At 31.4% G+C, this 25,543-nt stretch carries 22 protein-coding genes; all 22 read left to right on the top strand.

The window, feature by feature from the left end:
* On the top strand, positions 1-1,173 hold a 1,173-nt coding region (locus G600_RS14700), incomplete at its 5' end, for a glycoside hydrolase domain-containing protein (RefSeq protein WP_155885986.1).
* A 24-nt stretch (positions 1,174-1,197) separates the two neighbouring features.
* A complete protein-coding gene (locus tag G600_RS0112755; RefSeq protein ID WP_027432244.1) occupies positions 1,198-1,758 on the top strand; it encodes a hypothetical protein in 561 nt (186 codons plus the stop codon).
* Positions 1,759-1,912: 154 nt separating this feature from the next.
* Positions 1,913-3,334 carry a glycosyltransferase family 4 protein gene (locus G600_RS0112750; RefSeq protein ID WP_027432243.1) on the top strand — a complete coding sequence of 474 codons (1,422 nt, stop codon included), beginning with the start codon at positions 1,913-1,915 and terminating at the stop codon, positions 3,332-3,334.
* 5 nt (positions 3,335-3,339) lie between these two features.
* Positions 3,340-4,497 (top strand): hypothetical protein, encoded by a 1,158-nt coding sequence (locus G600_RS0112745; RefSeq protein WP_027432242.1) that lies wholly within the window; start codon positions 3,340-3,342, stop codon positions 4,495-4,497.
* Position 4,498: 1 nt separating this feature from the next.
* The gene (locus tag G600_RS0112740) at positions 4,499-6,085 is read left to right on the top strand and encodes an MBOAT family O-acyltransferase (RefSeq protein WP_027432241.1); all 1,587 of its coding nucleotides are present in this window, start codon (positions 4,499-4,501) and stop codon (positions 6,083-6,085) included.
* Positions 6,086-6,124: 39 nt separating this feature from the next.
* Positions 6,125-7,195, top strand: coding sequence for a hypothetical protein (locus G600_RS0112735; protein WP_027432240.1), 1,071 nt, complete (start codon positions 6,125-6,127; stop codon positions 7,193-7,195).
* A 2-nt stretch (positions 7,196-7,197) separates the two neighbouring features.
* Complete coding sequence (locus G600_RS15310) at positions 7,198-9,441, top strand: glycosyltransferase family 2 protein (protein ID WP_051195527.1); 2,244 nt, start codon at positions 7,198-7,200, stop codon at positions 9,439-9,441.
* A gap of 80 nt (positions 9,442-9,521) precedes the next feature.
* The gene (locus G600_RS0112725; protein ID WP_027432239.1) at positions 9,522-10,322 is read left to right on the top strand and encodes an ABC transporter permease; all 801 of its coding nucleotides are present in this window, start codon (positions 9,522-9,524) and stop codon (positions 10,320-10,322) included.
* A gap of 30 nt (positions 10,323-10,352) precedes the next feature.
* Positions 10,353-11,588: an ABC transporter ATP-binding protein gene (locus tag G600_RS0112720; RefSeq protein ID WP_027432238.1), complete on the top strand. Its 1,236-nt coding sequence runs from the start codon at positions 10,353-10,355 to the stop codon at positions 11,586-11,588.
* 69 nt (positions 11,589-11,657) lie between these two features.
* Positions 11,658-14,183: a glycosyltransferase family 2 protein gene (locus tag G600_RS14690; RefSeq protein WP_034246533.1), complete on the top strand. Its 2,526-nt coding sequence runs from the start codon at positions 11,658-11,660 to the stop codon at positions 14,181-14,183.
* A gap of 32 nt (positions 14,184-14,215) precedes the next feature.
* Positions 14,216-14,911, top strand: a complete 696-nt coding sequence (locus G600_RS0112710) for a glycosyltransferase family 2 protein (RefSeq protein ID WP_027432237.1) — start codon at positions 14,216-14,218, stop codon at positions 14,909-14,911.
* Between the two features lie 6 nt (positions 14,912-14,917).
* Entirely contained in the window at positions 14,918-15,256 is a 339-nt protein-coding gene (locus G600_RS0112705) for a DUF2304 domain-containing protein (RefSeq protein WP_051195526.1), read from the top strand.
* A gap of 12 nt (positions 15,257-15,268) precedes the next feature.
* Positions 15,269-16,099, top strand: a complete 831-nt coding sequence (locus G600_RS0112700; RefSeq protein ID WP_027432235.1) for an NAD-dependent epimerase/dehydratase family protein — start codon at positions 15,269-15,271, stop codon at positions 16,097-16,099.
* Positions 16,100-16,906 carry a glycosyltransferase gene (locus G600_RS0112695; RefSeq protein WP_027432234.1) on the top strand — a complete coding sequence of 269 codons (807 nt, stop codon included), beginning with the start codon at positions 16,100-16,102 and terminating at the stop codon, positions 16,904-16,906.
* 9 nt (positions 16,907-16,915) lie between these two features.
* Positions 16,916-17,941, top strand: a complete 1,026-nt coding sequence (locus tag G600_RS15305; protein ID WP_051195525.1) for an acyltransferase family protein — start codon at positions 16,916-16,918, stop codon at positions 17,939-17,941.
* Between the two features lie 4 nt (positions 17,942-17,945).
* A complete protein-coding gene (gmhA, locus tag G600_RS0112685) occupies positions 17,946-18,515 on the top strand; it encodes a D-sedoheptulose 7-phosphate isomerase (RefSeq protein ID WP_027432233.1) in 570 nt (189 codons plus the stop codon).
* Between the two features lie 13 nt (positions 18,516-18,528).
* Entirely contained in the window at positions 18,529-19,731 is a 1,203-nt protein-coding gene (locus G600_RS0112680; RefSeq protein WP_027432232.1) for a glycosyltransferase family 9 protein, read from the top strand.
* A 9-nt stretch (positions 19,732-19,740) separates the two neighbouring features.
* On the top strand, positions 19,741-21,174 hold the full coding sequence (rfaE1, locus tag G600_RS0112675; RefSeq protein ID WP_034246530.1) for a D-glycero-beta-D-manno-heptose-7-phosphate kinase: 1,434 nt from the start codon (positions 19,741-19,743) through the stop codon (positions 21,172-21,174).
* Complete coding sequence (gene gmhB / locus G600_RS14680; RefSeq protein WP_051195524.1) at positions 21,167-21,712, top strand: D-glycero-beta-D-manno-heptose 1,7-bisphosphate 7-phosphatase; 546 nt, start codon at positions 21,167-21,169, stop codon at positions 21,710-21,712. The genes rfaE1 and gmhB overlap by 8 nt, the downstream gene beginning before the upstream one ends.
* A 10-nt stretch (positions 21,713-21,722) precedes the next feature.
* Positions 21,723-22,967 (top strand): lipopolysaccharide biosynthesis protein, encoded by a 1,245-nt coding sequence (locus tag G600_RS0112665; RefSeq protein WP_027432230.1) that lies wholly within the window; start codon positions 21,723-21,725, stop codon positions 22,965-22,967.
* A gap of 1 nt (position 22,968) precedes the next feature.
* A complete protein-coding gene (locus G600_RS0112660) occupies positions 22,969-25,122 on the top strand; it encodes a DUF7657 domain-containing protein (protein ID WP_027432229.1) in 2,154 nt (717 codons plus the stop codon).
* Between the two features lie 108 nt (positions 25,123-25,230).
* The coding region (locus tag G600_RS16305; protein ID WP_027432228.1) for a transposase at positions 25,231-25,543 on the top strand (313 nt) is incomplete at its 3' end.

The following is a 25,543-nucleotide window of genomic DNA, read 5'->3' as shown; positions in this document are numbered from 1 at the left end:
GGAGGATATTATCTAGATTATTTTAAAAAGCCATCACAAGGAAGTGTTGATGCAAAAACGGCAATACTTGCAGCAGAAAGAATAGGTATACCAAAGGGAACAACTATATATTTTGCTGTTGATTTCGATTGCTATGGATATCAGATAGATACATTTATTGTGCCATATTTTAAAAAGATAAAATTATGTTTTAATAGTTCTCAAAATAAGAAGAATTATAGAATAGGAATATATGCACCTAGATTTGTGTGTACAAAGGTTTCAGCACTAGGCTTAGCTGACAGTTCTTTTGTTTCTGATATGTCAACTGGATTTAGTTGTAATCTAGGATATAGAATTCCTGAGAATTGGGCGTTTGATCAATTTCATACAATAGAATCATTTGAGGCACAACCTACCTTTCCAATAGATAAAGATGCAATGTCAGGTAGGGATAAAGGATTTAATAAATTTGATAAAGTTGAAGAAAAAAATGCTGAAGAATTAAAAGAAGAGAATCTTCAAGCAAAGATGGAAATTGCAAGAAATCAATTTGTTTACGATGTAATGTCTCCATTAGGATATTTAGACAAAATAATGGATGCTGGTATTGAATATGATAAAGAAATTCCATTGCTTCATGTAGTAAGCCCTGAAGGGGAGGTAGACGTAACAACAGTGATTTCTACATCAGTTAATACTGATACAGATAAAGCGTATAGCATTAATGTAGGGATAGGAAATGATGGAAAATTAACACAAACTTGTCAGAATGAAATAATGGCTATATCAAACAATTTAGTCAATTCTAATATTGAAGGAGCAGATAAAGTTAAAGATATGCTAAAAGAAGTAGCATTTTCAGTAAAAAGTGGTAATATTACATTTGAGGTTAGCAATGTAATGCCTTTAAGTGTTGAATTTACACTTACAGTAAGTTCTCCGGATTTATTACCAGAAGAAGATGTTGAATGTGGCATATCGGTTGCTTTAAAATTTAAAATATCACTGAATCCGAATAACAAGAATAGGTTTAATGAAGAATCGGTATATGAGGCAGCTAAAACTGTGGTGGCTACAGCTGTAATAGTTGTTGTTATATGTGCAATATTGGTTGGTGGTTTAGCGTTAATACTTAATGCTTTTATAATAGAGGTCCCAGCATTAATAGGAACAATATGTGCGGGAGCATAAAGATAATAGAGAGGAATGAAGAATATGATTATAGATGAGAGAGTTTCGGATTTTGAAAGAATAGAGGTGGAAGAGTTACTTTTATTAGAGCATATGATACCATCGATATTTGGTATTTGTGAAACAAGGAAATTTATACATAGAGTGATTTATATATTGATTCCAATATTATTTTTATTATCTTTGTTAATGTGTTTCTATAAAGACTATTCTATAGCAATATTAGGCTTTGTAGCTTGCATTTTTGATTCTTTAGTACTAATACAGTATAAAGTAAAAGTTGAAAAAAAAGAAAAAAATATACATAATTTTGTTTGGAATGGACTATCTTATAGTAAAATTGAAGTGACAGATGATGCTGTTATGGGAGATGGAGTTTCTGTTATTGATTTTAAAGTAATAAAAATGGTTATTAAATATCATAATATATTCTTTTTTTTGACGGATAGGGATATTGTAGGTGCTGTTAAAATAGGAGAAAAACAAGCCCCAGAATTTATAGATATTTTAAATGAAAAGCACATTTCATTTGAAGAGAAAGAAGAACCGTTTAATATTTATAAGTATGTAAAGAAGAATAAATAGTTTAAAGCTATAGGCTAAATAAGATTCAATCTTATTAGTCTATAGCTTTTTATATTTAATTAGGTGGTTAAAAAATCCATAATATGATATGATATCAGATGTTTTGAAGATAAATATTAAATAATGAATTGATAATAAACAGCAGGAGAGAAATATGAGTTTAGAAAGTGTGATTTTAAAGCTTGGAGAAGGCCTTCGACCGGTTATTACTAAAGTAGTACCAATGAAGGTTTTAAGCAGAATGAAAGCATCGGTTGTTAATAAAGCCAGCGCCAATGTGGCAGCAGAGGGGTTCTTGCCTTATGAGCCTAAGAGCTTTCCTTATGGCGTTAATTTAGTTGGTAATATTAAAGGGGATAATGGACTTGGACAGAGCGCAAGAATTGCTGCAAAGCTATTAAAGACAGGCGATGTGCCTTATGTTATTAGGGATTTCTTCGTTCCACCAGGAGGCTCAAGAACTAATACAGAATATGCCAGCGAAGTAATTAATGAGGACGGCAAGAACGGCGGCAAGGTAAGCCTAGATCAGATGCCTTATGGAATTAACTTAATAGATGTTAATGCCTCAGAGTTTACCCTTGCCTATATGAACATGGGTAAAGAGATGTGGGATAGACACTATAATATTGGCTTTTGGGCATGGGAAGTGGAAGATTTTCCAGAAGAATGGTTGCCAGCCTTTAACTTAGTTGATGAAGTTTGGACACCATCAGAATTCGTATCAAATGTCCTTAGAAAATATACTGATAAACCAGTAATGACAGTGCCTCATTGTATAGAACTAAAGACAGATAGTAACTGCGATAGAAAGTACTTTGGCCTACCTGAAGATAAGTTCTTATTTATGGTAAGTTTTTCTAGCGGTAGTGTAATGGAGCGAAAGAATCCACTTGCTGCGATTAAAGCATTTAAAGAAGCATTTTTACTAAATCCACAGGAAATACATGAAAATGCATCAACTGAGGGTGTTGGTAACATTATCGACTCTCAGATTCGTGAGGCCATTAAAGAAGGCACAGTTCTTGGTGGAAAGAAGGAAGGCTATAACGGTGTTGGCCTTGTAATAAAGATTAGCGAGCCTGAGTTATCTGAAAAAGACGCGGATATTCTAGCTTCCATACTAACACCTGAGGAGCAGGAAAATGTATATATCATCAAGGGCACTTCAGCTAAGGAAGAGATGAACTCCCTCATTGAGTGCGTAGATGCTTATGTTTCCCTTCATAGAGCAGAAGGCTTTGGTCTTGTAATGGGAGAGGCAATGTATCTTGGAACTCCTTGTATTGCCACTAATTGGTCAGGCAATGTGGAATTCATGAATTCTAATGTGGCTTGTATGGTAGATGCTAAGCTTATTGAACTTGATAGAGACCTAGATCCATTTAAGAAGGGCTACAAGTGGGCAGACGCAGATGTTTCAGAGGCAGCAGCCTACATGCAGAAGCTCGTATACGATAAGGCCTACTATAACAGAATCAAGCAGGCAGCTTATGAGCATGCTAGAACACACTTGGCTTATGAAAATGTGGCTAAGAAGGTTAAGGATAGAATAGATGAAATAATTAAAGGCTAAGAAATATGAAAGTAAGTAATGAGTCAAATAAATTAGATGAACCTAAGATTAATAAAAAAAGAAATAAAAAGTCTCACATAAAAGAGTATGCTTATCTTAAAAGTGTGCTCTTTATTGTGGGGCTTATAATTATAATTGCTGCTTGTGATTTTGTATTTGCTAAGGAAGGCTATGTATATGATATATTACAGGTCTTACATCAAGGTTATGAAGTGGATGCAGATGGCAATATAAGCGAAGATATAAGTAGTGAAACATCAGGGTTTGACACCATTATTTTGGGAGCAAGTCATGGAAGAAGTGCAATAGACCCAGATAAGATAGATTCTGTACTTGGAACTAATACACTTAATGTATGTATTCCAGGTGAGACGGTCAAAGATTCATATTACCTTCTCCTTGAGGCAGCAAAAAGCAATCAGATTAAAAATCTGATTCTTGATGTGGATTATCAGTATTATCTTGGAAACCAGGATGAGGGCTATTTTGAAGAGGCTTTTATATATAATCAGTTGTCATGGACTTCATATGTAAAGTACAAGTACATAATAGATAATATGAATAAGTTGGATTTTAGAAATGCTATATCCAAGAGAGATGTATATAGACATAGTCTTTGTGATATCAAGGGGAATATAGCTCATAGATTTAGTAAAGCTTATTTAGATGCTAATATTTATAAGCTTGCTGTAGAAGATTGTGGCGGCCCATATGAGGGCAAGGGATTCTTCTATAGATTACAGACTGACTGCTTTGATAGCAACTTTATGGATTCTGATGCTTTTTCGTATGATACAAAAGTGTCGGATGTCTCACGTAAGTATTTTGAAAAGATTAAAGATTTTTGTGATGAAAATGGCATAAATCTCATATGCGTAACATCACCTATAACACCGTCATCTTATGATATTTTACATATCGATGAAATCCATGTGACTATGTCGGATTTTTTCAATGATTATGGCGTTACTTATATAGATTATAATAAGGCAAGTTTTGATGTGCTTTATCGCTGCGACAGTGATTTTGTAGATGCAGAGGGTCATATGTGTGGTGAATTAGCAGTAAGATACAGTGCATTATTAGCAAATAATTTATCTGAGTTAAAGAATAATAAAGATATTAGTCTGATCTTGAATGAAGTATATGGAGGGGTCAATTAAAATGTCATTTATAAACGTATCATTTTTTCTTTTTATATTACTAGGCATGATAATATATTATCTTGTGCCAAAGAAGTTTCAATGGTTTATATTACTTGTATTAAGCGTTATTTATTATTGTAGTTTTAGTTTCAAATGTGCATACGCACTAATATATATAACAACAATTATATTCGTTGCCGGTCTACTTCTTACTAAGCTTGATAAAGATTGTAAGATAGCATGTAAAAAAGAAGTGGACAGTGTCAAATTATCAAGGGAAGAGAAGAAGGTAATTAAAGCTAAATATACACGCAAGCGCAAGGCTGTAGTGGCTATTGCTTGTGTGTTAGGATTTGGACTACTTGCTTTAATAAAGTATACAGGATTTACTGTAAGCAACTTAAATGCTGTATTTGGTCTATCTATTAAGACACCTTCGTTCCTTGTTCCTATTGGCTTATCATTTTTTACTTTCCAGGGAATTAGTTATGTAATAGATGTATATCAGGGTAAATGCGATGCTTGTACTAATTACTTAAAGATGCTTCTTTTCGTAAGTTTCTTCCCACAGATAATGCAGGGTCCTATTGGAAGATATAATCACTTTGTAGAAGGCGGTCTTTTTGCTGAACATAAGTGGGATTTAAGAAGAGTTCAATTTGGTGCGCAGCGTATTGGCTGGGGCTTATTTAAAAAGCTAGTGCTTGCTGATAGAGCAGGTGTATTGGTAACAGCGGTTACTAATACATCAACAATCTATGGTGGATATATAAATGTGCTTACACTTTTAATGTACTCTATACAGCTTTATATGGATTTCTCTGGTGGAATTGATATTGTTATTGGTGTGGCAGAGATTTTTGGTGTAACAATGGATGAGAACTTTAGACAGCCATATTTTAGCAAATCTATTGGCGAGTTCTGGAGAAGATGGCATATAAGCCTTGGTGCTTGGATGAAGGATTATATTTTCTATCCCTTCTCTTTAACTAAAGCAATGAATAACTTGGGTAAATGGGGAAGAAAACACTTCGGAAAGCATTTTGGTACAGTAATTCCAATATGTCTTGCTAATTTACTTATATTCTTTATTGTAGGTATCTGGCATGGCGCAGAATGGAGATATGTAATATATGGTATCTACAATGGTTTAATAATAGCAGTGAGTGCAGCCCTTAAGCCATATTTTAAGAAGTGGCTCAAGTTTTTCCATATTAATGGAGAGTCAAAAGGCTGGCATATAGTTCAGATAATAAGAACATTTATCCTTGTTAATATTGGTTGGATATGCGATATAAGTGCTTTAGGTATGAGATGGGGAATTGATTTTACACTAGGATTATTTAAAAATTACCATTTATCACAGCTTCGCTTAAGTTATTTATCATGTTTTGGACTAGCTGCTTATGACTATGCTATACTTCTTGTTGGCTGCCTAATAATCTTTATAGTAAGCTTACTAAAAGAACGAGGAGTTAATATAAGAGAGTCAATAGCTCTTAAGCCTATTGCTCTACGTTGGGTAATTTATTATGGATTTTTTGTAATGATTCTTATTCTGGGTTATATTGGCACTACATCAGGATTTATGTATGCAAATTTCTAGATATGCAGATAGAGTGAATAGTGATGAGGTGAATAGGTAGTGAAGAAATATGGAAAGTATATTAGAGCTCTAGCCTTTATTTTGGGCTTAATATTGATTGTTGAAGCAATGGATTTTGCCTTTGGACAAGTTGGCGAGATTCGATGGAAGTTTATAAATGTTAATAAGAAAGATAGTAACTATGATACAGTTATTCTTGGCGATTCGCATACAAAATGCGCTATAGATCCTAATATTATTGATGAGGAAGCAGGGCTTAATTCAGTAAATATGGCAATAAATGGTGCAACTGTTAAGGATATGTATTATATTTTACTTGAAAGCTGTAGAAATAATGACATTAAGAATGTGGTGCTTGATGTGGATTATTTGTACTGGATGTCTCCTCAGGAAGAAGGTACATTTAATGAGTGTTTTGTCTATAATCAGCTACCGGCATCTTCTTATGTAAGATATAAGTATATTTTGGATAATTTGAATAAATTAGACATAAGAAATGTTATTGCTCATAGAACATCATATTCATTTGCAACTAGTACAGTGAAAAATAATATAAGCCTTAAACTTAATAGCGATTTTTGGAATGGCACAATATTTGCCACAAATCAGACCAAAGAGTCTTCATGTAACAGTGGTAAGGGTTACATGCCTGTAGCTGATACATGCGTAACTAATGATATGGAAGCAGAACTTTGCGCTTATGATTTTCTTAGTACAACGACTATTGCTGATTGTAGAATTAATTATTTTGAGAAGATTGAGGAATATTGCGATGAGAATGAAATTAATCTCATATGCATCACATCACCTATAACGCCTACTTCGTATGAATGCTTATGTTATGAGCAGGTAAATGAAACAATGGAGGCTTTTTTTGAGAATGAAAATGTAACTTATTATGATTTTAACTTGCTTAAGGAAGATGTTCTTGATAGAACAAAAGATGATTATGTAGATAATGAAGGACATATGGGTATAACTTTGTCTAAGGAATATTCAACATTTCTTGGGGAGTTTTTAGATACGGTTATTAGTGAAGATGATGTAGATACAAGTATCTTTTATGAGAATATCGATGAAGCAAGCGAAGATCTTAATAATGGAGAATAGTAATGTTAAGTAATGGAATTAAGATTATAAAAAATGAGGGACTTAGAACCTTTAGACATGTTTTAAAGGAAAAGTTGGCAGAGAGAAAAGATGACAATTACAGATATTGGCAAATTGTTAAGACCACAGAAAAGTCTATTAAGGATAGCTATAAGGATGTGACAGAGCTAGATGTGGATTTAATAGATTTGACTAATATTAGAGAGCTTAGCCGCCTAAGGGAGAGAGTGGCGGATATTAAGACAGATTTAGTTTGCTTTGTGGATGAAAGATTCTATCTAGAATCGGATTGCCTAAACATGGTTACAGCTGTGCTTGAAAGCCTTAAAAGAACTGGCAAGGACGTGGATGTATTCTATGCTGATGAAGATTTTATAGACAAGAAGAATAATAGATATAATCCAGATTTTAAGGCGGATTTTTCTTTTGATACTTTACTTTCTTATAATTACATAGGTGAGTTTTGGTGCGCGAAGAAAGATAAGATTCTAAGATGCATTGATGAATTAGAAGAAAATGATTTAATTAACATTGAAAATCCTAGTCTTTTAAAGTATAAGATGTTGATTCTTATGGCTTTATCAGATGGGAAATTCTATCACATTAATAGATGCTTAATGCATAAGAAGGAAGAGATTAGATATAATCAGGCTTTCTATGAAGATGCGGCAGCTTTTATAAAGAAGATGTGGAGTGGAGCGGCTTGTGAAGAATCAGATAGTGAAGAATCAGATTGCAAAGAATCAGCTTGTGAAGATATAAATTGCAAAGATATAGATTGCAAAGAATTCAGAAAACTAGAGGTTAGGACTGATAAGTTAGAAAGTCCGGTTTCTGGTCATGAAGCGGTTAATCATATCTTTTATAAGACAGTTAATGAGAAGGTCTCTATTATTATTCCATCAAAGGATAATCCGGAGCTTGTTAATAAGTGTTTGAGCGCAATTAAGACATATACTTATGTTTCAAACTATGAGATTGTCTTGGTTGACAATGGCAGCAGTGAAGAAAATAAGGCGAAGATAGAGAATTTAATAAAGAAATTTATAAAGGATTCTGGAGTTAATGTTAAATACATTTTTGATAAAAAAGACTTTAACTTTGCTTATATGTGTAATCTTGGTGCTAAGAATGCAGAGGGCGAGTATCTTTTATTCTTAAATGATGACGTGGAAATTATTGAAAATATTTTACCTCAAAATCAGGATTGGTTAAGTGTTCTTACAGGTTTTGCTAGTCAGAAGAGAACAGGCTCTGTGGGAGTTAAGCTATTATACCCAGATAAGAAACATATTCAGCATGTGGGAATAGTAAATTATGAAGAAGCAGGTTTTGCTCATGTCTTTGCTAGAGAAGAGGATGAGAAGCCTTTGGGACATTTACGTAACCGAGCTGATATGGATTGCTTATGTGTAACAGCGGCTTGTGTGCTTGTTTCAACTAATAAGTTCTGGCAAGTTGGCGGCTTTAATGAAGATTTGGTGGTCACTCATAATGATGTGGAGCTTGGATTAAAGCTTTATGAGGCTGGCTATAATAACGTATTGGTTAATTCTGTTAAGCTTATTCATCATGAATCCTTAACTAGAGGCAGTGATGGAGAAGATGAGAAAAAGAGCAGAAGAAATATGCTTGAAAGAGAGTTAACTTACAAGTTACATCCTAAGCTAAAGAAGAGAGATCCATTTTATAGTCCTTATTTAAGCCAGATGGAATTTAATGAAAGAGTTAACTATGCGCTTGTCTATGAGGAAGAGTTGTCAGAGGCAAAGGAAATTGATAGTTGTGACTTTATCTGTAGTGATGAAGGGATAAAAGCCGAGATAACATCTGTTGTTGTGGAGGATAAGTTAAGTATTAGAGGTTATGCTTATTACGGTTGCGATGAGTTGGATGGTAGCTCGAAAGGCAATTCAAAGGAAAATTTGAAACAGGGGCTTGCTGCTAGTGATAATAATGATAATAAAAATAACAACAAGAAGTGCCTTCGAAAGGCTAGAAGGGCTAATAGAAAGGGCTTAAGGGTTAGTTATATCCTTAAGGGCGAAGATGTGGTATACGAGATTAAAGCTGACAATAAATGCGATAGAATGGCACATCAAAGGTTTAATCTGGCTAGTCATTGCAATTATGCAGAGAACTATTGCAATGTGGCCTTGAAGGATATTAAGGCAGGAAGATATGAAGTGAAGATGCTTTGTAAGGGTAGGATTATAGCGAAAAAGAGCAATATTACTATTGGATAATATTAAAAACTTGATGAATAGCTTTGTTTGTATTATTATAAAGGATGTTTTGACTAGTATAAAAAAATCAGAGGTTAATTATGAGTATTTTTAAGGAATTATATGAATATCGTGAGATGATATTCAGCTTGGTTAGAAAAGATTTAAGAGGTAGATATAAGGGTTCAGTTCTTGGATTCTTTTGGACTTTCTTAAACCCATTTTTACAGTTAATGGTATTTACACTTGTATTCTCAATTATTATGCCACAGGATATAGATCAGTATTATCTATTCCTTTTTGTAGCATTGGTACCATGGATGTTCTTTGCATCAGCTGTACAGGATGGTTCAACATCCATCTTAAGAGAGACTAATATGGTTAAGAAGATTTTCTTTCCAAGAGAAGTTCTTCCAATTGCTACTGTAACAAGTGGTTTTGTGAATATGTTATTAGTTTTCTTAGTAATTTTTGTAACATTGATCTTTAGTGGTAGAGGCATAAAGCTTAGTACTATTATATATCTTCCAATAGTTATGATTGTTCAGTACATTCTATGCCTTGGTATCGCACTAATTGTAGCTTCAGTTACAGTTTACTTTAGAGATTTACAGTACATCTTAGGTATCTTAGTTATGGCATTACAGTATATGACACCTGTTATGTATGATATGTCACGTGTTCAGGATGCTGCAGAGAAGATGGGTTGGCCTCAGATGGTAACTTTATATAATCTTAATCCAATGACACCAATTATTACAATATATAGAAATATACTTTATTATCAGACAGTACCTCATATTAATACATTAATTGAAGCACTTGTAATTGGTATTGCATTCATTGTTATTGGAGAGCTTTTATTTAAGAAGCTTCAAAAGGGATTTGCAGAACAGTTCTAATCTAATTGATGAGAAAGAAACGGAGATATTATGGATAAGGATAATGCTATTGAAGTAAGGAATATATCGAAAAGCTTTAAGGTATATTATGATAAAGGTAATGAGCTTAAGGAAAAGATGCTTTTCTGGAAGAGAAATAGATATGAGAATAGAATGGTTCTTGATAATATAAGTTTTTCAGTAAAGAAGGGTGAGGCTGTTGGTTTAGTTGGTAAGAATGGCTGTGGTAAGAGTACAACACTTAAACTTCTTACTAAGATTATTTATCCAGATAAGGGTTCGATTGAAATGTCTGGTAGAGTATCAAGTCTTCTTGAACTTGGTGCTGGTTTCCACCCAGATATGAGTGGTAGAGAGAATATCTACACTAACGCATCTATCTTTGGTCTTACTAAGAAGGAGATTGATGCAAGACTTAATGATATTATCGAGTTCTCAGAACTTGGTACATTTATTGATAATCCTGTAAGAACATATTCATCAGGAATGTATATGCGTCTTGCTTTCTCAGTAGCTATTAATGTAGATGCTGATATTTTACTTATTGATGAAATATTAGCAGTTGGTGATGCAAACTTCCAGGCTAAGTGTTTTAATAAGCTTCGTGAAATAAAGGCTCAGGGAACAACAATTGTTATTGTTTCTCATGCCCTTGGTCAGATTGAAGAAATCTGTGAACGTTCTATCTGGGTAAGAGATGGTCATATTGAAGAGGTGGGTGAACCTCTAGAAGTTCATAAGCATTATCTTGCTGCTATGGAAGAAGAAAGAAAAGCACAGGAAGAGAAAGAAAAGACACAGCTTATAGAAGCTGAAGAAGAACAAAGAAAGAGACTTGCTAAGGAAAAACGTCATGGTAGCTGGGAAGTTATGCTCACAGATGTAAGATTAACAGATAAAGATGGCGTTAGAAAAGATAACTATGATATCGGAGAAGATATGTATCTTCATATGGATTATAGAGTTAACAAGCCTATTAAAAATGTTAGATTAGAAATTGATGTTTATAGAATTGATGGCATGTTATGCTATAGAACTAATACAGATATTGATGGTAAAGGTAAATTAGAGTTTACTAAGGACGGTAAGATAACCGTTAAGTTTAATAATCCGTTAGTTACTAGTGATTACTGGATGAATATATATATTTATACCGTTGATGATAAGGAAGTTGAATGTTATAAAGAAGCAGTTAGATTCCATGTTGATTCAGATAAAGGTGAAGGTGGAGTTGCTGTAATGCCACATGAATGGTTGGATTTATAATATATAATATTAAATTTAATATGTGGGGATATTGGATAATAGAGAGTAAATAAATGAAAGGACATCTCAATGAAACAGTGTGAAAATATTGATAAGGTTAGATTTAGAAAAATAGATAACAAGATGTCTATTTGTGTTGCTGGCTGGTATCATAAAGAAATTAAAAAGGATAGTTTTAAGGTAATATTAAATGGAAAAGAACACGATTTTACATATAATTGTGTGGAAAGAGATGATGTCATAAATTCGAAGGAAGAAGTAGAATTAGCTGATTGTGGATTCGTTTTAAGGGTTGAAAGTAATGATATAAAAGACATGGAAGTTCAACTTATAGATGAAGATAAAATAGTTAATTTAGTTAGATTAGATTCAAAAGATATTACGTATTCATTAGAAAAACAGACAATAGAAACAAGTATAGATAGCATTGTATTTGAAAACGAAGAAGATGAAGAGGAAGAAACAAAGCTTGTATTTGCAGGATGGGTTGCCACAAATACAGGCGAAAATATTTCCTTTGAAGTTAATAATTATAATAATGAGAAAGTTGAATTTGAATTAGAAGAAATAGATAGAGAGGATCTTTTGAAAAGAGGCTATTTAGAAGGTGAGTTTAGAGGATTTAGAATATCTATTGTTGATAATTCGGCTAATTACTGTCTTAATATTAAAAGTGGAGATAATTATAAGACAGTTGATATAGGTAAGCAGTTAAAGAAAAATAGAAATCGTTATAGAAGACATATGCTTATAACATTAATAAAGCATATAACACCATATAATATTTATAGAACATTAAGATATATATTTAAGCATGGTTTTAAAGGTATTAAAACTATGATGATTAGTGCGATTGAAGATGAATCAAGAGTTACTTTAAATGACGTTTATCCAGCATGGTTTAAACAGCATCAAGTAACAGAAGAAGAACTTGAAGAGCAAAGACAGGTTAAGTTTGATTATGAACCTAAAATTAGTGTTTTAGTTCCAACATATAATACACCAATTGATTTGTTAGAAGAAATGGTTGATTCAGTAAGATTTCAATCATATTCAAATTGGGAATTGTGTATTGCTGATGGAAGTATAACTAATCAAGAGGTTAGAGATAGACTAGCAGCATATGTTCAGGAGGATAAAAGAATCAAGGTAAAGTATCTTGATAAGAACTATGGTATATCTGGTAATACAAATGCAGCATTAGAATTAGCAACTGGAGATTTAGTTGGTTTACTCGATCATGATGATACTTTAGAACTTGATTTATTCTATGAAGTAGTTAAGGCTTTTCAGGAAGAGGAAGTGGATATAGTTTATACTGATGAAGATAAGATTATGGCACCTAAGTGGATTAATACTGATCCAAACTTTAAACCAGACTTTAGTATAGATTTATTTAGATCACATAATTATATAACTCATTTTTTTGCATGTAAGAAAAGAATTATTGATGAAGTTGGTGGATTTAGATCTGAGTTTGATGGTTCACAGGATTATGACTTAATGTTTAGATGCATTGAGAAATCAAGAAAGATAGTACATGTGCCAAAGATTTTATATCATTGGAGAATGATTGAAGGTTCTACTGCGGCAGATCCAAAGAGTAAGTTATATTGTTTTGAATCTGGTAGAGCAGCAGTTCAAGCTCATCTTGATAGAATAGGTGTTAAGGGTCATGTAGAAATAATCAAAGGTTTATGGGGAATGTATCATACAGTTTATGATGTAATAGGAAGTCCTCTAATTTCAATTATCATACCTAATAAGGATTTAACTAAGGATTTAGATAAATGCATTAGATCAATACAGACTAAGTCTACATATAGGAATTTTGAATTTATTATCGTTGAGAACAATAGTACTGAGAAGGAAACTTTTGAATACTATGATAAGATCCAAGAAGAATTTGACAATGTTAAAGTAATAAAATGGGAAAAGGGCTTTAATTATTCAGCTATTAATAATTACGGAGCACAGTTTGCTAAGGGCGAATACCTCTTACTACTAAATAATGATACTGAACTTATAACACCAACTGCGTTAGAAGAAATGCTTGGCATATGTATGAGAGATGAAGTAGGTATTGTTGGCGCAAAGCTTCTTTATGCAGACAATACAGTACAGCATGCGGGTGTAGTAATTGGATTTGGAGCAGAGTTTGGTGGTTATGCGGGTCATGTATTTAATGGCATTGGACGTAAAGATTATGGATATATGTTAAGACCAAGATTAAATTGCAATTATAGTGCAGTAACAGCAGCTTGTCTTATGACTAAGAGAAGTGTTTTTGATGAAGTTGAAGGCTTAAGAGAAGAGTTTGTTGTTGCATGTAATGATGTGGATTATTGTTTAAAGGTAAGAGAAAAAGGGTATTTGGTTGTATATAATGCATTTGCTGAATGGCATCATTATGAATCGAAATCAAGAGGTTATGAAGATACACCTGAAAAGAAGGAACGTTTCCTTAATGAAGTTCATAAGTTCCAAAAAATATGGCCGGATATTTTGAAGGATGGAGATCCTTATTATAATAAGAATTTTCCAATTGATTATGAGCCATATATGGTGAGGGTTGAAAAAGAAAGTTCTTTATAATTAAATGAATGTGTTCGAAAGGATAAATTTAAATGAAAAAATTAATAATTATTCCGGCATATAATGAAAGTGAAAATATAAAGAATACGGTGGAAAATATTAAAACAAATGCTCCAGACTTTGATTATGTTGTTATTAATGATTGTTCAACAGATAATACATTAGATATTTTAAAAGAAAATAATTATAACTATGTTAGTCTTCCAATTAATCTAGGAATTGGAGGAGCCGTGCAGACAGGTTATAAATATGCAATGGAACATGATTATGATGTTGCAGTTCAGGTTGATGGCGATGGACAACATGATCCAGTATTTTTAAACTATATGGCTGAATATTTGAAGGAACACGAACTTGATATGGTTATTGGTTCTCGATTTATTGATAAAAAAGGTTTTCAGTCTTCATTTACAAGACGTATGGGAATTGTTTACTTTACTATTTTGATAAGAATTCTAACTGGTAAAAAGATAACAGATCCAACATCAGGTTTAAGAATGGCGGGAAAGAATGTAATAGCTCTTTTTGCTGATAGTTACCCGGTTGATTATCCAGAGCCTGAGACAGCAGTTACAGCTATTAATAACGGAATGAAAATTGAAGAAATTCCTGTAATTATGAAAGAAAGACAGGGTGGAGTTTCATCAATCACAATGAAAAAATCAGTTTATTATATGGTAAAGGTAACGTTAGCTATAATTATAGAAAGATTAAGAGGAAGGAGATAGCTTTATATGATGACTTTAAGACTTAGAATAATAATTGCAGCAATTCTATTATTAGGATTAATGTATGTTATTCATAAAATAAAAAAAGGTAGTTTAGAGCTTAGATATGCAATTGTATGGCTATTACTTCCAATCGTAATATTTTTGATTGTTGTAATTCCTGGGGCATTGACAGGTCTTTCTAATTTATTAGGAATTTATAATGTAATGAATATGGTTTTCTTTTTAGGATTTATTTTTGTTATCTTGGTTTTATTTAGTTTAACATTAGCGGTATCTAAATTAGATGACAGAGTAAGAAAATTAACACAAAAAGAAGCTTTAAAAGATAAAGAAAAAAATTAGAGGAGGGTAAAAATGAAGGTTTTAATTACAGGTGCGGCAGGATATATGGGAAAACATGTTGTTAAGGCTTTTTTAAATGCTGGGCATGATGTTTATGTATCTGATTTTCAATATAAAGGAATAGATGAAAGGGCAAAGATAGTAGATGAGCCTATTTTTTCTGGAGATAAAGATGTTTATGAAAAATTAGGAAGACCAGATGTGCTCGTCCATTTGGCGTGGAGAGATGGCTTTATTCATAATTCGCACGCTCATATGCGTGATTTATCTTCACATATAACTTTCTTGGAAAATATGATTGATGGAGGCTTAAAGTACTTAACAGTGATGGGTACAATGCATGAAATTGGATACTGGGAAGGTGCAATTGATGAAAATACACCATGTAATCCTATGTCTATGTATGGTATTGCAAAGAACGCATTACGTCAGTCGTTAATGTTGTATGTAAAAGATAAAGATGTAAATCTACATTGGTTAAGAGCATATTATATTTATGGCGATGATATGAGAGGTAGTTCAATATTTGCTAAACTTTGTCAGGCAGAAGAAGATGGCAAAGAAGAGTTTCCATTTACAACAGGAAAAAATAAATATGATTTTATTCATGTAGATCAATTATCAGAAATGATTTGTGCAGCAAGTGTACAGTCAGAAATTAATGGAATCATAAACGTTTGCACTGGAGAACCAATGACACTTGCAGAAAAGGTAGAAAGTTTTATTAAAGAACATGGCTTTAAAATAAAGCTTAAATATGGAGCATTTCCTGACAGACCATATGATTCACCTGGAGAATGGGGAGATGCAACTTTAATAAAGAATATCATGGAGAACGCATAAATGAAAAGATACAATAACTTCACGGGTGACGATATAACACTAGTTGTTTGTACATATAAGGAGTGTAAGTACTTAGAGGAAAGCATAAAATCAATCGTTAATCAAACTATAAAACCAAAGATTTTAATTTCCACATCAACACCTAATGATTATGTTGGAGCAATTGCAGATAAGTATGGGATTGAAATTAGAATTAATCCAGATGGTGGTCAGATAAAAGATTATAACTTTGCTATGAAACAAGCGGATACAAAGTTCATAATGCTAGCGCATCAAGATGAAATATTAAAAGATAGTTTTGTAGAAAAAAGCTTAGATGCGTTAAATTATACTAAGGATCCGATTATATCATTTACAGATTATATAGAAATGCATAATGATATAGTTGATGAAAAGCAATCATCTATGGTACGAATTAAAAAAATGATGTTATGGCCAGTAAAATTCAAATGGTTTGCTGGGACTAGACTAGGAAAAAGATTAACTATATGTTTTGGAGATCCGATTACACATCCTTCAGTTATCTGTAAAGTCGATAAAATGCCTGAAGAAGTATTTAGAGAAAAATATAAGGCTTCAATGGATTGGGATTTGTGGGAAAGGCTTTCGAAAGAAAAAGGATCTTTTGTATATGTTGATGAAATATTGTTGCAACATCGTATGAATGATGATAATCAAACAGCTGTTTTGTTAAGAACAACAAATGATAGATATAATAATGAATATGATATATATCGTAGATTCTGGATAAAACCAATTGCTAAGATATTAATGCATTTTTATAGTAAGGCTTATAATAATTATTAGGATAAATATATGAATTATAGATTAGAAGATAAATTAAATATAAGAAGTAGTAATATAAATTTATTGAGGTTTATATGTGCAATAGCAGTAATTATATGTCATTCATATGCAATTACATTAGGGAAAGATGATTTTATAAGCGAATATACTTCAGGACAATGTAATTTAGGTGGAATTGCTGTTGCAGTGTTCTTTTTTTTAAGTGGATTATATGTTGCTAAATCATTGGAAAAGACCGAATCAATAATTGCTTTTATAAAGAAAAGATGTATTAGAATATTTCCACAATTGTGGATTGTTGTAGTCAGCTCTATAATATTAGGACTATTTTTAACAACTAATATACTTAAATATTTAGGTAATCCACAGACGTATATGTATTTATTAAATGCAATACTGATTCCAATTCATAATTTACCGGGAGTATTTGAATATCTTCCATATTCAACAGTAAATGGTCCGCTCTGGACATTACCTGTTGAATTTGTGTGCTATTTGGGATTAGCTTTTATTGCTTATATAAATTATAAGTGGGTGAAAGTAAAACATTCTACAAGAATAATAAAAATAATTGGGATTGTTATATTATTTATTGCTTTTGTATTATTACAAATAAAAATGCCGGATAGCATGTTATTCTCAGCAATTAGGCCTATGTTAGTTTTTTATGAAGGCGCTTTGTATTATGAATATAGAAAAATTATCAAGTTAAATGCTATTATTGCAATTATTCTATTAATAATATTGGCGTTATTAGGCAGAACTCCTTTTTTTAATATAGGATTAGTATTATTATTTCCATATATTATTATTGGAATATCATTAGGGTTACCGCAAATAAAGAGTAATTCTAAACTTTTTATGATTTCATATGAAATGTATTTGGTAGGATGGCCAATTCAACAAATTGTAATGTTAAATACACGAAATATGAGTCCATTTGAAAATTGTATATATGCGTTACCAATAGATATATGTATAGGATGGCTGTTATATTTATTAACAGATGTAACTATAAAAAAATTGAGGAGGTAGTTTTATGTATAAAAGATTTAATGAAATAATGGAACAACAGCGAAATAATTTAGAAATGCTTATAAAAGGTGATTATGCAGAGCAGGTGTCAAAAGTTGTTGATGCACAAATTAATTCTTTAAAAAATGGTGGAAAAGTTATGATTGCAGGTAATGGCGGCTCTGCAGCAGATGCACAACATTTTGCTGGTGAATTTGTTGGTAGATTTTTAAAGGAAAGAGAAGGGTTGCCAGCTATTGCATTAACTACTGATTCATCAGTGTTAACATGTATTGGTAATGATTATGGATATGACTCTGTATTTGCGAGACAGATTAATGCATTAGGAAAAAAAGGTGATGTTTTTATAGGAATTTCCACAAGTGGAAATTCTGAGAATATAATTAAGGCTTTTGAAGAATGCAAAAAGAAAGGCATTGTAACTGTAGCATTATTAGGCAAAGATGGTGGAAAATTAAAGGATATGGCAGATTTAGTTATGTTAGTTCCTTTAATGGAAACTCCTAGAGTGCAAGAAATTCATACTATGACAGTTCATATGATGTGTGAAATGGCCGAAGAAATGATGTTTTAAGAGGGAATGAGTTGTGAATAAGGAAAATACGTATAATATTTCAAAAAAATTCTTGAAATTAAATCAGTTGTTATGGAGAAAATCTTTTGCACAAAACGTTAGATCAGTTTTTTATATTATAGATTCATTAATACTAATGGGATGTAAAAAGGCAAAGTACGAAGATAATGGTAAAAAGAAAGTTCTTATAGTTTATAATATGGCATTAGGTGATGGCATAATGTTTTATGAAGTTAACAAAAGCTTTAGAGAAGTTTGGCCAAAAGATAAATATGAAATTACTATTATATGTCAAAAAGCCTTTAAACAACTATATGAAGTAAGTGGTGTGTTTGATAAAGTGATTCCTATGGATTTTTCAGGATCAGTAGTTAATTTATCTAAAAGAAGAGCGTTATTTAAAGAACTTAGAAAAGTATGTTATGATATAGTTTACGATCCAGTTGGTTCAGAAGATGCGACAACTAACGTATATGTTACAAGAGCAGCCAATGGAAAAGAAAAAATTGGTGTTTTAGATATAAATTTAAAACATCAACTATCTAATAGACGAAGAAAACGTATTTATAATAGGGTAATAGAAATTAATAAACCAGGAATTCATCTCATAGATTACTATGGAACAGCCATACGTGAATTAGGTGCAAAGAATTGTGTTTCTGAACCTGCTCACTTACCTGTATTAGAAGCTGGAGTAGAATTACCGGAAAAATATTATATCGTTTTCCCTGTTGCTAGTATGGATGTCAAGAAGTGGGACGTTAAAAATTATGCATATATTGCAGAACAGATACAGAAAAAAACTGGGTTACCAATGGTTGTATGCGGAACAAACCATGATAGACCATCTATAGAGGAGATGCTTTCTTACACATCTAATCTAAATTATATTGATGTTATAGGTAAAACAGATATTATGCAGTTCACATCTGTAATCGGTGGTGCTGAAATAGTAGTAACTAATGATACAAGTGCTTATCATATTGCTGTAGCAAGAGATGTTAATACATTTATGATTTGTGGTGGTTATACTTATGATAGATATGCTAATTATGATTATACAGAGTTAGGTAGAAGAAAACCTACTCTTATAACACATAAAATGGATTGTTATAATTGTAATAATCATTGTAAATATGCTGATTTTAAGGTATTTCCATGTTTGGGTAGCATAACAAAAGAAGAGGCATGGGAAGAAATATCAGGCAGAATATAAGGAGATAGTATGATAGAGCAAATAGAAAAAATAAAAGATATCACAGTTTTGATTTATGGTGATATGATGGTTGATAAATATGTAAATGGAACTGTAAGTCGTATTTCGCCTGAGGCACCAGTGCCAGTATTAACTGTTACAGATAAGTTTTCTAAACTTGGCGGTGCAGGAAACGTAATTGATAATATTGTTTCTCTTGGAGCTTCTGTTAAAGTTATTGGTTATCTTGGAAACGATATGGAAGGTGATTGGGCTAAAAAAGCTTTAACTGAAAGAGGAGTAGATACTTCTTTATTATTACAGTATGAAGATTGTAGAACGATTACAAAGACTAGATTAACATCAAAAAAACAACAGTTTTTAAGAGCGGATGAAGAAATAATTAAACCAGCACCTAAAGAGTATTTTGATTATATGAAACGTAATGTAGATAAATTATTTGATGGTGTTCAAGTTGCTATAGTATCTGATTACGGTAAAGGTGCAGTTACAGAAGAAACAGCTCAATTAATAATTTCTGAAGCAATTAAGCGTAATATACCAGTTTTTGTAGATCCTAAGGGTAAAGATTATACTAAGTATAAAGGGGCTACTGTTTGTACACCAAATATGAATGAAATTAGATTGGTTTCTGGAGAAAAACTTGAAACTGAAGATGAATTACGTAAAACTGGAGAAAAATTAAGAAAAGAACTTAAAATAGATAATTTTGCAGTTACAAGATCAGAAAAAGGAATTACTTTATTTGAAGAGGGACAGATTAATGATTTTCCTGCTATTAGTAAGGATGTAATAGATGTTTCAGGTGCTGGAGATACGGTCGTAGCAACTATGGCATGTTTATATGGATGCGGAATCGATTTACAGAAGTGTTGTAAACTTGCAAATCTAGCAGCTTCAGTTGTTTGTTCTAAGTTTGGTACAGCGACTTTATCACTTAATGAACTTATGGAACAAATTGCTAATAGTAGGCAATTTAAATATGTAACATTACAGAATGCAAAATATATTGTAGATAGCTTAAAGGAAAAAGGGAAAAAGATAGTATTTACAAATGGTTGTTTTGATATGTTACATGCAGGTCATTTATCATCATTTATGCAGGCAAAAGAGTATGGAGATATATTAATTGTTGCGGTAAATAGTGATCGATCTGTAAAAGCAAATAAGGGTGATGAAAGACCAATTATAAGCGAAAAGTATAGAATTGAAATGCTATGTGCTCTAGAAGTTGTTGATTATGTAGTATTAATGGATGAAGATAATCCAATCAATATTATATCTACACTACAGCCGGATATTACAGTAAAGGGTAAGGACTGGGAAAATAAGGAATTACCAGAAAGAAAAGTAGTAGAGGGTTACGGTGGATGCGTTAAATTCATAGAAATGAAGGGTACATTATCGACTACAAATATAATAAAGAAGATTAGAAATGAATAAAGTTGTATTTTTGGACAGAGATGGGACAATAAATGTAGATTATGGATATGTTCATGAATTAGATAAGTTGGAATTTGTACCAGAACTTATGGAAGCATTAAAAAAAATACAAGACAATGGGTTTAAGTTAATTATAGTTACAAACCAATCAGGTATTGGACGAGGATACTTTTCACAAGAAGAGTATTCTCGTTTTAGTGAAAAGATGCTAGAGTTGATGAAGAAAAAAGGTGTTATTATAGAACAAATCTACACGTGTCCACATACTGATGAAGATAAATGTGAATGTAGAAAGCCTGCATTGGGATTATTTGAAAAAGCTATAAAAGATTATAGCGTTGATTTATCAAATAGTTATGCAGTTGGAGACAGGTTGCGTGATTTAAAAGTATGTGAAAAATATCCTGTAAAAGGTATTCTATATAATCCTAATATAGATGTTGTAAATAAAGATGATAAATATGATGGCAAAGAAATTACGAGGAATATAGTTGAATTTAGTTCTTGGCTAGATATTGCTAATTATATATGTAAATAGGAATTGATATATGAATGAAGAAGTAAATATGAAAAAAAATATAGCATGGAATACATTTGGGAGTATATGGTATAGTGCTTGTCAGTGGTTGATTACTATAATCGTGTATCATATAGCGTCGTATGAAGCTGCTGGATACCTCTCTCTTGCTATGACAACAAGTAGTAGTTTTTCGGCTATTTCTCTTTTTAGTATGCGAAATTTTCAAGTATCAGATGTAAAAGGAGAATATTCAAGACATGAATATGTAGGAAGCAGAATACTTACATGTTTAATAGCGTTTATATTTTGTGCTGTGGCCTCTATATATGGTAATAGTATCTATCAGATGTTATGTATAGATGCATTCATGCTTGTAAGAGTAGCTGAGGCTTTGGTAGATGTTTTACATGGGGAGAATCAAAAGCATAATAGATACGATTATATTGGTAAATCGTATATTTTAAGAGGTGCTTTGACGGTAATAATTTTTTCTATAGGATTAAAGTTTTCAGATGATTTATTAATTACCTTATTTATTATGGCAATTGCTAATTTAGCCGTAGCTATATTGTATGATTGGTTTAAAACTAATGCTTTAGATAAAATTAAACCCATTATAATCTCAAATGAAGTTATTAGTTTATTAAAAAAATGTGTACCTATAGTAATATTCTCTTTTTTATTAAGCCTTCAAAATTTGATACCAAAAAATATTCTTCAACAAATAATGGGAACAGATCAACTTGGAATTTATTCAACTATTGCATCTCCAACATTGGTTGTGCAAGTATTTGCATCAGTTGCCTTTAATCCATTTTTACCAGCGTTTTCTTTAGCATATATGGAAGAAGAATATGATAAGTTTTTGAAAATGCTAAGAAAAACATATTTAGCATTTATCGGATTAGGGGTTATTGTTACAATAGGAGCAATGCTTTTAGGTAGAATAGGATTAACAATAATATTAGGTAAAGATATTCTAGAGTATTATAATCTATTTATGCCAATTGTATGGGTTACTATTTTAACTGCAATAATTTGGATTTTATCAGCAATAATAGTTGCTATGAGACAAATGAAGTGGTTGTTAATTGGAATTATAGTAGACTTTATATTAATGCTTGTTTTAGTTAAACCATGTATAACAACATTTGGAAAGAATGGTGTAAGTATTGTACAGTTGATTTCATATGGTGTATATATTGTGTTTATGATCGTATTATGTGAGTTAACAGTAAGTAAAAAAATAAAAAATAAAAAATGGAGGATGTAAGGTGACAAATTCAAAGAAGATAGTGTATAGAAGTATTGTTGTAATTATTGTAAGTATTGCAATGGCATTTTTATTTTCGCCGCTGTTACAGAGAAATTTATATGATGATATAAGGTCATTATTTTTATATAAAAGAGAATTTCTATGGCAGTTTCGCTATGATTGGGGATTAGGATTAAAGTCATTTGATTCTATTAGATTTGTTAAGGTGGAAATGCTAACAGTATTTTTTGTTTTTGTTGGCTTTATTTTTGTAGTAGGTAAAAATAGATATTATGATATTTTGTATAGGTATAGATGGTTAATAGGACTTTTGGTTTTGTTTTTTTTAGTTGTAAATAAAGTTAATGGGGACTCATTGTCTATTATAGGTACATATGGGATATCTGACTATACACAGCTAGGTGAATTTACAAATCCAATATATGGAGAGGTTAGATCAATTCGTTCAGATGAATTTATCGTAACAAGTCCCGCGATGTTAAATAGTTTGATTAATAACACATATTTCTCATCGATGGGATTATTAAATTATATAACAAATCCAGCAATGATTATTGCACGTTTTATAAATATTTTTGGAATAGAATACACATATTCTTTTTTGTGGTTTTATAAAATAATACTTGGTATATTATTTTCTTTTGAATTTTTTATGTTGCTTACTAATAAGAAAAAGAAGATTTCTATAGTATGTACTATGATGATTTATTTATCTTCTTTTTATTTATGGTGGGGATTTCCATCACAAGTTTCATACATGCAGGCTGCGATTGTAACTGCTGATAAATTTATAAATAATAAAGAAAAAGTTAAACAAATAATATGGCTTTATTTAACTGGAATATTAGTTTATGGATTTGCTATAGTTTTATATCCGGCATGGCAAGTCCCATGTGGATATATCGGATTGTGTTTATTAGTTTGGTTAATATATAAGAATTGGGAAAGAATAAAAGAATTTGGCAAATTTGAATATATTTTGCTTGCAATAGCGTTTGTTTGTGCGATTGTAGCAGCTGTTATATTTGTTTATAGTTCTATGGATTATATTAAAACTATTATGAATTCGGAGTATCCAGGACATAGAATTGATTATGGAGGAGATTCTGGACCTGTAAACAAAATATATTGCTATTTAGTAAATACTTTATTTGCTTTTAAAGATTATAATGTATCTAATAATAGTGAAATGTCAGCTTTTATTAGTTTTTTTCCAATACCAACGATTATATTATGGGTAAGATTAATTAAAAATAAAAAGAAAGATATTTTAAGTATATTATTAACTGTGGTTATGTGTTTCATTTTTATTTATTGTTATATAGGTTTACCACAAATAGTAGGAACTTTAACTTTAATGAAATATTCAACAGTATTTAGAGCAATAGATATGGTTGGATATATTCAAATTTTATTTTTAGCAATTTATTTTTCATATGAGAATGATGATAATATAATATCAACAAAGATAAAAATAATAGAATTTGTTTTATCTATTATTCTCACAATAATAGTAGTAAATAAATGTATTAGTATTCAAAATGGTTATTTGAATAATTGGGAAATGATAATCTTATCATTATTATTTGGTATTATAATTTTTCTTATGTGTTTTAAATATGTAAGGAATAGATATAATATTTTAATGAGCTTGATAGCATTTGTATGTTTATTAACTGGCATTTATGTTAGACCAATTGTTATCGGGTTAGATTCTATATATTCTAGACCGGTTTATAGTGATATAAAAGCAATATTGGAAAATGATGATAACGGTAAATGGATAGCGTTAGATGGGGATTATGTTTCATCGTATATGACAGCTTGTGGAGCAGATGTTATTAACATGGTTAATACAAGTCCTAATCTAGAGCTGTGGAGTAAAATAGATGAAGATGGGGAGTATCTTTATGAGTATAATAGATATGCGCATATACTTATAACATTTACTGATGATGAAACATCATTTTATACAGATCCATCAACACAGGATTGTTTTACTTTATTTTTATCATATAAAGATATATGTAAGTTAGATGTTTCGTATATTGCATCATTAACAGATATAAGTGGTATTGATAATCAGTATGTAAGCTTTGAAGAAATTTCTTCTCGTGACACAATTCGATTATATCGAATTTGTTATAAATGATTTTTGTCAGTGCAATAAAGGGGCTGTGAAATAATCAGCTCATAAAAAAAGAGAAGTAATAGCAGAAAACAGCTGATTACTTCTCTTTTTTCGTGGTAAAATATTACCATGAAAAATCAAACCAATTATTATAATACACTAAATCAAGGCGTTTTACCATTTTTTATTTCAGATTGTTTGGATATCTGTGATCCGGTTTTTACTTTTGACGAACTCGTGGGAGGTATGAATCTTGAGAAGTATCTGAAAAATGTGCCAGAGCATAAGCTTGGCAGAATCAGATATAATCCAGTCAAAATGTTGAAAACCGTACTATTCGGTTTTATGAGTGAAGGATATATTTCACTAAGAAGACTTCAAGAAAACTGTAAGGTTAACATTCGATTTATGTATCTTATGGACAGGGAAACTCCTTCTTACA

This window comes from Lachnospira multipara ATCC 19207 (genome assembly GCF_000424105.1).
Classification (GTDB): domain Bacteria; phylum Bacillota; class Clostridia; order Lachnospirales; family Lachnospiraceae; genus Lachnospira; species Lachnospira multipara.
The sequence above is the reverse complement of the archived record's forward strand: the minus strand, read 5'-3'. Positions and strand labels throughout refer to the sequence as shown.